This window comes from Chryseomicrobium aureum, from assembly GCF_016909155.1.
GTDB lineage: Bacteria > Bacillota > Bacilli > Bacillales_A > Planococcaceae > Chryseomicrobium > Chryseomicrobium aureum.
This window is the reverse complement of the sequence record NZ_JAFBFG010000034.1, coordinates 1-1,808: the sequence shown is the minus strand read 5'-3', so window position 1 is coordinate 1,808 and position 1,808 is coordinate 1. Positions and strand designations below refer to the sequence as shown.

Here is a 1,808-nt window from a genome sequence, read left to right as displayed (position 1 = left end):
GAGGCTGGGACAAAACCTAGACTCTAATTGAAAAAGCGCGCACCGCAGAAAATTCTGCGGTGCGCGCTTTTTGTGTACAAAAATAAGGACAACTTCTGATAGAATTGAGTCACCACAACAAAATCCAAATCGAAAGAAGTGTCCTTATGTTTAAAGATTATAACATGAATCAACTGGTCTTACCCCTAGATATCGAGATGAAATTATCAAAAGATGACATCGCCTTCTCTATCGACCGTCTGGTCGAGAGCATCCCCAATGAAGCATTCCACGAATTTCGACGTGACAACGGGTGCCCAGCCTATCACCCGAAGATGATGTTGAAGATCATCCTCTGTGCATACACCCAATCTACCTTCTCCGGTCGCAAGATCGAGGACCTGACAAAGGACAGCCTGAGGATCATGTGGCTGGCCCAAGGTCACCAACCTACCTACCGGACAATCAACCGTTTCCGTGTACAACCCGCAATGAACGCCCTCATCAAAGAGTGTTTCATACAGTTCCGAAACCGTCTTGTAGCGGAAGACCTGATCGACCAAGACGCGATCTTCATCGATGGGACCAAGATCGAGGCGGACGCAAACAAGTTCACATTCGTCTGGAAACGAGCGGTCGAAAAATACCTGTCGAGCCTGACTGAGAAATCCAAGCAGATGTATGAAGAACTCTTCAAAGCCAACATCATGCCAGCTCTAGAGGTAGAAGAAGGTCTAACGGCTGAACAGATGTCCATGATGGCGGACAAGCTCGAAGAGCATGTCAACGAGAAGACGGCGCAGATCGAGTCAACTGAAGACGTAGCGAAACGAAAGAAGATCCGGTCAGAACGAAAAGAACCAAAGAAGCTCTTAAAACTGATCAAGGACATGCTTGTCCGTAAACATCGTTATGAGATCGATCTCGGGATCATGGGTGAGCGAAACAGTTATTCCAAGACGGACAAGGACGCCACATTCATGCGGATGAAAGATGACTATATGAGGAACGGGCAATTGAAACCTGGCTACAACCTACAGATCGCAACAGAGAATCAGTACACTCTCGCTTACGCAGTATTCCCAAATCCCAGTGACTCGAAGACGATGATCCCTTTCCTAGACAAAATCGAAGAAGAGTTCTTCGAACTCCCTGAACATATCGTGGCCGATGCGGGATATGGCAGCGAGCCGAACTACAACGACATCTTAGTGAAACGCCAAAAGACACCACTCATCACCTATGGTCATTATCTTCGAGAACAGAAGAGGTCGTATAAAAACAACCCATTCCAGACAGCGAACTGGACCTATGACGAATCAACCGATTCCTACGAATGTCCAAACTCTAAACGACTCAACTTCTCCCATATGAGCGTCCGCAGAGACAAGACGGGCTTCGAACGCCACTTCAAAGTATATCGAGCAGAAGATTGTGGTGGTTGTCCATTCCGGTCGCAGTGTACAAGGGCATATGAGGGAACTAATCGCACGATGTCTGTGAATGTCACCTGGGAAGAGCAAAAAGAATATGTGAGAACCAAGCTTTCGGATGAAGAAACCGGCTCTATCTATCGTCGTCGCAAGACGGACGTGGAACCAGTTTTTGGATTCTTGAAGGCTAATTTGGGTTTCACTCGCGCCTCCGTCCGCACCCGACCGAAGGTCGAAAACGACATCGGTCTAGCGCTCATGGCGGTGAACCTAAGAAAATATGCGGCCAGAGTGTAAGAACTCTGGCCGCATATTTGAAATTACCCATAAAAAATGGTCATCACTCAATCGCGATGACCATTTTTTATATTATCGGCCGAGTTTTGTCCCAGCCTC

1 protein-coding gene is annotated in these 1,808 nt (G+C 47.3%); it reads left to right on the top strand.

Going from position 1 to position 1,808, the window contains the following annotated elements; genetic code table 11:
- Positions 1-146: 146 nt before the first annotated feature.
- Positions 147-1,709, top strand: coding sequence for an IS1182 family transposase (locus JOD03_RS13675; protein ID WP_204592024.1), 1,563 nt, complete (start codon positions 147-149; stop codon positions 1,707-1,709).
- Positions 1,710-1,808 lie beyond the last annotated feature (99 nt).